Raw genomic sequence first — 4957 nt, forward strand, 5'->3', positions numbered from 1 at the left:
CGTCATGTACGGCGGCCGGATCGTCGGCGTCGTCCCGGCGACCACCGACCGGGCGACCCTCGGCCTGATGATGGCCGGCATCCGGCCCGACACCGTGGAGCAAGCAGCGTGAACGCCTCGACAGCCAACCCGTTCCAGCGGTCCGTGCGGTACCTGACCGGCTGGGCCGGACGTTCCAGGATCAACGCGGCCCTGGTCTCCGTCGCCTCCGTGCTGGCCGGACTGCTGGTCGGCGCCGTCCTGATCGCCGCCACCGACCCCGACGTCCAGAAGTCGGCCTCCTACTTCTTCGGCCGCCCCTCGGACTTCTTCCACTACGTCGGCTCCTCGGTCGGGGGCGCCTACTCCACGCTCTTCCAGGGCTCCGTCTACAACTTCCGGGCCACCGGCTTCGCCGCCGGAATACGCCCTCTGACCGAGACGCTCACCTTCGCCGCGCCGCTCACCGTCGCCGGGCTCGGCGTGGCCGTCGCCTTCCGGGCGGGGATGTTCAACATCGGCGGCCGGGGCCAGATACTCTTCGGCGCCGCGGCCTCCGGCTGGGTCGGCTTCGCCTTCCACCTCCCGCCGGGCCTCCACCTCATCGTCGCCCTCGTCGCGGGCATGGCGGCCGGAGCGCTGTGGGGCGCCCTGTCCGGCGGGCTCAAGGCACTGACGGGCGCGCATGAAGTGATCACGACGATCATGCTGAACTTCGTCGCGTTCTATCTCGTGTCGTACCTGCTCAAGACCCCCGGAGCACTTCAGGCACCGGGATCGAACAATCCCGAGACGCCCGACATGCTGCCGACGGCCCTGCTCCCGCGGCTCTTCGGTGACCAGTACAGCATCAACGCCGGTTTCCTGATCGCCCTCCTGGCCACCCTGGCCGTGTGGATCGTCCTGGAGCGGTCGACGGCCGGGTTCAGATTCCGTGTCGTGGGTGAGAACCCGAACGCCGCACGGGTCGCGGGAATCCGCGTCGAGCGCACCTACGTCTGGGTGATGGCACTCTCGGGCGCCCTGGTGGGCCTGGCCGGCGTCATCCAGGTCCTCGGAAACGTCCGGACCGGCTTCGGCTCGGGCATCGACGCCGGTATCGGCTTCGACGCCATCACCGTCGCCCTTCTCGGGCGGTCCCGGGCCGGGGGCGTTCTCGCGGCGGGCATCCTCTTCGGCGCCCTCAAGGCCGGCGGTCTGTCCATGCAGGCCGTCAACGGCATCGACGTCAACATCTCCGCCGTCGTACAGGCCATGATCGTGCTGCTCATCGCCGCGCCGCCGCTCGTCCGGAAGCTGTTCCGCATCCCGAAGCCGACCGCAGAAGCCACCCTCCAAGGAGCCCGGTCATGACAGCGCTCGACCGTACCCTGACCAACGCTCCCGTACCCCGGACCAGCGTGGCGAGCGCCCGGGCGTGGCTGTCGTCCCGACGGCGCACGGTGGAGATGGGGCTGCTCACCGCACTCGTACTGATCATCACGGGCCTTGTCGGCGGCGAGAAGAGCGTCCATCTCATCCTCGCCGACGGCACGGAGTGGTTCGGCCTGCCCTCGCTCACCATCGATCCGCGGACCAGCGGGATCGCGGTCGCCGCGCTGCTGCTGGGGTGGCTCGCCCTCGACGGCGTGCGCGGACGCTCCGGACACGCCCTGCCGACGTGGACCGCCGTGCCGCTGATCACGGTCGCGATGGGCTGGATGGTCATCGCCCTGGCCGGCGGAGCCGACCTCCCCCTGGTCGGTGTCCTCCAGGGAGCCGTCGCCCTCAGCGTGCCGCTGATCTTCGGGGCGCTCAGCGGCGTCACCTCCGAACGCGCCGGGGTGGTCAACGTCGCCATCGAGGGACAGCTCCTGGCGGGCGCGTTCACCTCCGCCGCCGTCGGATTGCTGACGGGCAGCCCGTTCGCGGGGCTGATCGCCGCGGGAGTCGCCGGCGCCGCCGTCTCCTCGGTGCTGGCCTTTCTCTCCACCCGCCATCTGGTGGACCAGGTCATCGTCGGAGTGGTCCTGAACGTCCTCGTCACCGGGCTGACGAGCTTCCTCTTCGCTCAGGGAGTGGGAGCGTCGGGCACGGCGAGCCCGCCGCGCCTCACACCCATCGATGTGCCACTGCTCTCGGGCATTCCCGTCGTGGGCCCGGTCCTCTTCCATCAGACCGTCATCGTCTACATCATGTACGCGACCGTCGCCCTCATCTGGTTCGCGCTCTTCCGCACCCGGTGGGGCCTGCGGGTGCGTTCCGTGGGCGAGTACCCGCAGGCCGCCGACAGCGTCGGCATCAATGTGCTCAGGCTCCGTATCCGTACCGTTCTGCTCGCCGGAGCGATAGCCGGGGTGGGCGGGGCGTACTTCACTCTCGGCTCCGTCGGCGGGTTCAGCAAGGAGATCACAGCCGGCGCGGGCTATATCGCCCTCGCCGCCGTCATCTTCGGACGCTGGGATCCGATCAAGGCCACTCTCGCCGCGCTGTTCTTCGGCCTTGCGAACAGCGTCCAGAGCAACCTGGCGATCATCGGGTCCCCCATACCGAGCGAGGTTCTGCTGATGTCCCCCTACGTCCTGACCCTGCTCGCCGTCTCAGGACTGGTAGCGGCCGGCCGGCCGCCCAGGGCGGCCGGAAAACCCTTCGTCCGCTAGCGAGACGACCACCCGCACCTACCCAGAACTACCGGACAAGGAAAAAGCGCCCATGATTTCCCAGCGATGTGTCGTCATCACAGGAGCAGGCTCGGGCATCGGGGAAGCCTGCGCCGAAGCCTTCTGCGCCCAGGGCGACCATGTCGTCGTCACGGACATCGATCCGGACAAGGTCTCCCGAGTCGTCGAACGCCTCCGCGAGACCGGCACGGCCTGCGGCACAGTGCTCGATGTATCGGACGCCGGGCAGGTCGAACGCTTCTTCAGCGACTTCGCGGACACGCACGGCCGTCTCGACGTCCTGGTGAACAGCGCCGCGAGCTTCCTCGCCCGCGGGGTCGAGGCCACCCCCCAGGAGTGGGACTCGATCCTGGGCGTCAACGTTCGTGGGCTGGCCGTCATGGTCCAGCACGCGCACCCCCTGCTGGCCCGCACGGACGGAGCGGCGGTGGTGAACATGTCCAGCATCTCCGGCCACGTCGCCCAGGCGGGGCGCTGGACGTACAACAGCACCAAGGGAGCGATCCTGTCCCTCACGCGGTGCATGGCCCTGGATCTCGCTTCGGACGGAATCAGGGTCAACTCGGTCAGCCCGGGGTGGATCTGGACCCCCGCGGTTGCCGGGGCCGTGGACAACGACCGTGAAGGATGGGAACCGACATGGGGTCCCTACCACATGCTGCGCAGGCTGGGTGAGGCTTCGGAGGTCGCTTCGGCCGTGGTGTTCCTCGCGTCGTCCGGCGCCGGCTTCATCACCGGTACCGATCTGCCCGTCGACGGCGGATACCTGGCCATGGGTCCCGAGGGGCTCGGCCCCGGAGACACCAGCCATGTGGCCGGAGCGAAGTAGACCAACGCCACCTGTCCCGCCGGCACTCCGGCCACACCCCCCGTTGGAGCTGAAGAACACGGCTGCCCACCACACCCCCAAGCGACCCCCCGCCGCCGACCGTGTCTACGCGCACGTCAAGCAGGGCGTTCTCGAACGCCGCTACGAAGGCGGATCACTCCTCACGGAGGGCGCCTTGGCCGAGGCTGTCGGAGTGTCGCGCACCCCCGTGCGGGAAGCACTGCTGCGGCTGGAGGCCGAGGGGTTCATCCGGCTCTACCCGAAGAAGGGCGCTCTGGTTCCGCCCGTCTCCGCCCAGGAGATCGCCGACGTGAGGGAAACCCGGCAGCTGATCGAGGAGCACACGGCCCGCCGGGCCGCCGTACGCGGCTCACCGGTGCTGCTGGAACGGCTGGCGACGCTGCTCGATCAGCAGAAGGCACAGGCCGCCGACGGCGACCTGGCCGCCGCTGTCGTCACACAGCGGCGCTTCCACACCGAGATCGTGCGCGACGGTGGCAACCAGATCCTGTTCCGGTTGTACGACCAACTGTGCGACCGCCAACTGCGGATGAGCATCACCGCTCGCCACACCCACCCCGACCGGGTCGCCGAGGAACTGGCCGAACAGGAGGAAATCCTTCAAGCCCTGTCCGCCCGGGACGCCGAGGCTGCCGCGAAGGTCGTGCGCCGGCGCTCACACGGACTCTCGGGCCTCGTGACATCCCAAGGGCGGACGGCCGGCCCATCTCCCCTCGACGACCTGCCGGAACAGCCGGACCTTCCCCGAACGACAAGGAGTTCCCCCAATGATCGATAGGCGTGTGCCCTTCACCGACCTGGCCCCCTCGGAGTCGGAACTGCTCCGGCGAGCCCATGCCGTCGCGCCGCTGGCATTCAATCCGGTATCCCGCTTTCACGTCGGGTCCGCCGTCCGGGCGGACGACGGCCGTGTGCATTGCGGAACCTTCTTCGAATCGTCGTCCTTTCCCCTGGGGGTGTGCGCCGAATCCGCGGCACTCGCCGCGGCAATTACCGACGGAGTCCGTGCGTTCACCACGGTCGCAGTCGTCGGAGGGGACCCGCACGCCGACCGCCCCGGGCAACCCGTCACCCCCTGCGGCGGCTGTAGGCAGCGCATCTTCGACCTCACGGGCGCGCCTGATCGCAACGTTGTTGTTCTGTGCTCCGACCTGTCCCTGTCGCACATCTACCGCGTTCATATCCGCGACCTGCTGCCTCTCGCGTTCAGCGCGAAGGACTTGCCGGAATCCATTGGCTGATATCGCCCCACGGCGGGGCAGGATGTGAGTGGGACTGGTCCTCCGCCGGCCCTCTACACGCGGACCCGGAGGCGCCGCTTCCGGACACCGTCTCCAGGGCACCCCCCCCGCGGGGGTCGCCCGGGGGGCGGCGCGGGGGGCGGCCGCGGTGCCGGTAAAGGGGCCGGGGGCCCCCGCCCGGCGCCCCCCCCCCCCCCCGCCCCCCCGCCGCACACATCAACACCCCA

Annotated in this window: 5 protein-coding genes; all 5 read left to right on the plus strand. The window is 69.6% G+C overall.

The window, feature by feature from the left end; translation table 11 throughout:
* Positions 1 to 108 precede the first annotated feature (108 nt).
* From ACFXAZ_RS39315 to ACFXAZ_RS39335, 5 genes are read left to right on the plus strand one after another with little or no spacing between them, the layout of a single operon-like run.
* A complete protein-coding gene (locus tag ACFXAZ_RS39315; protein ID WP_384601821.1) occupies positions 109 to 1332 on the plus strand; it encodes an ABC transporter permease in 1224 nt (407 codons plus the stop codon).
* Positions 1329 to 2618, plus strand: coding sequence for an ABC transporter permease (locus ACFXAZ_RS39320; protein ID WP_384601824.1), 1290 nt, complete (start codon positions 1329 to 1331; stop codon positions 2616 to 2618). The genes ACFXAZ_RS39315 and ACFXAZ_RS39320 overlap by 4 nt, the downstream gene beginning before the upstream one ends.
* A gap of 52 nt (positions 2619 to 2670) precedes the next feature.
* Positions 2671 to 3468, plus strand: a complete 798-nt coding sequence (locus tag ACFXAZ_RS39325) for an SDR family NAD(P)-dependent oxidoreductase (protein WP_384601827.1) — start codon at positions 2671 to 2673, stop codon at positions 3466 to 3468.
* On the plus strand, positions 3449 to 4267 hold the full coding sequence (locus ACFXAZ_RS39330; protein WP_384601830.1) for a GntR family transcriptional regulator: 819 nt from the start codon (positions 3449 to 3451) through the stop codon (positions 4265 to 4267). Before ACFXAZ_RS39325 ends, ACFXAZ_RS39330 begins: the two co-directional genes overlap by 20 nt.
* Positions 4257 to 4730: a cytidine deaminase gene (locus ACFXAZ_RS39335; RefSeq protein WP_384601833.1), complete on the plus strand. Its 474-nt coding sequence runs from the start codon at positions 4257 to 4259 to the stop codon at positions 4728 to 4730. The genes ACFXAZ_RS39330 and ACFXAZ_RS39335 overlap by 11 nt, the downstream gene beginning before the upstream one ends.
* Positions 4731 to 4957: the final 227 nt, after the last annotated feature.

Origin of the sequence: Streptomyces sp. NPDC059477 (assembly GCF_042749375.1) — a bacterium.
Classification (GTDB): Bacteria; Actinomycetota; Actinomycetes; order Streptomycetales; family Streptomycetaceae; genus Streptomyces.

Coding starts and splice junctions, on each gene's coding strand:
- ACFXAZ_RS39320 (WP_384601824.1), top strand. CDS start 1,329: ATGACAGCGCTCGACCGTACCCTGACCAACGCTCCCGTACCCCGGACC.
- ACFXAZ_RS39325 (WP_384601827.1), top strand. CDS start 2,671: ATGATTTCCCAGCGATGTGTCGTCATCACAGGAGCAGGCTCGGGCATC.
- ACFXAZ_RS39330 (WP_384601830.1), top strand. CDS start 3,449: ATGTGGCCGGAGCGAAGTAGACCAACGCCACCTGTCCCGCCGGCACTC.
- ACFXAZ_RS39335 (WP_384601833.1), top strand. CDS start 4,257: ATGATCGATAGGCGTGTGCCCTTCACCGACCTGGCCCCCTCGGAGTCG.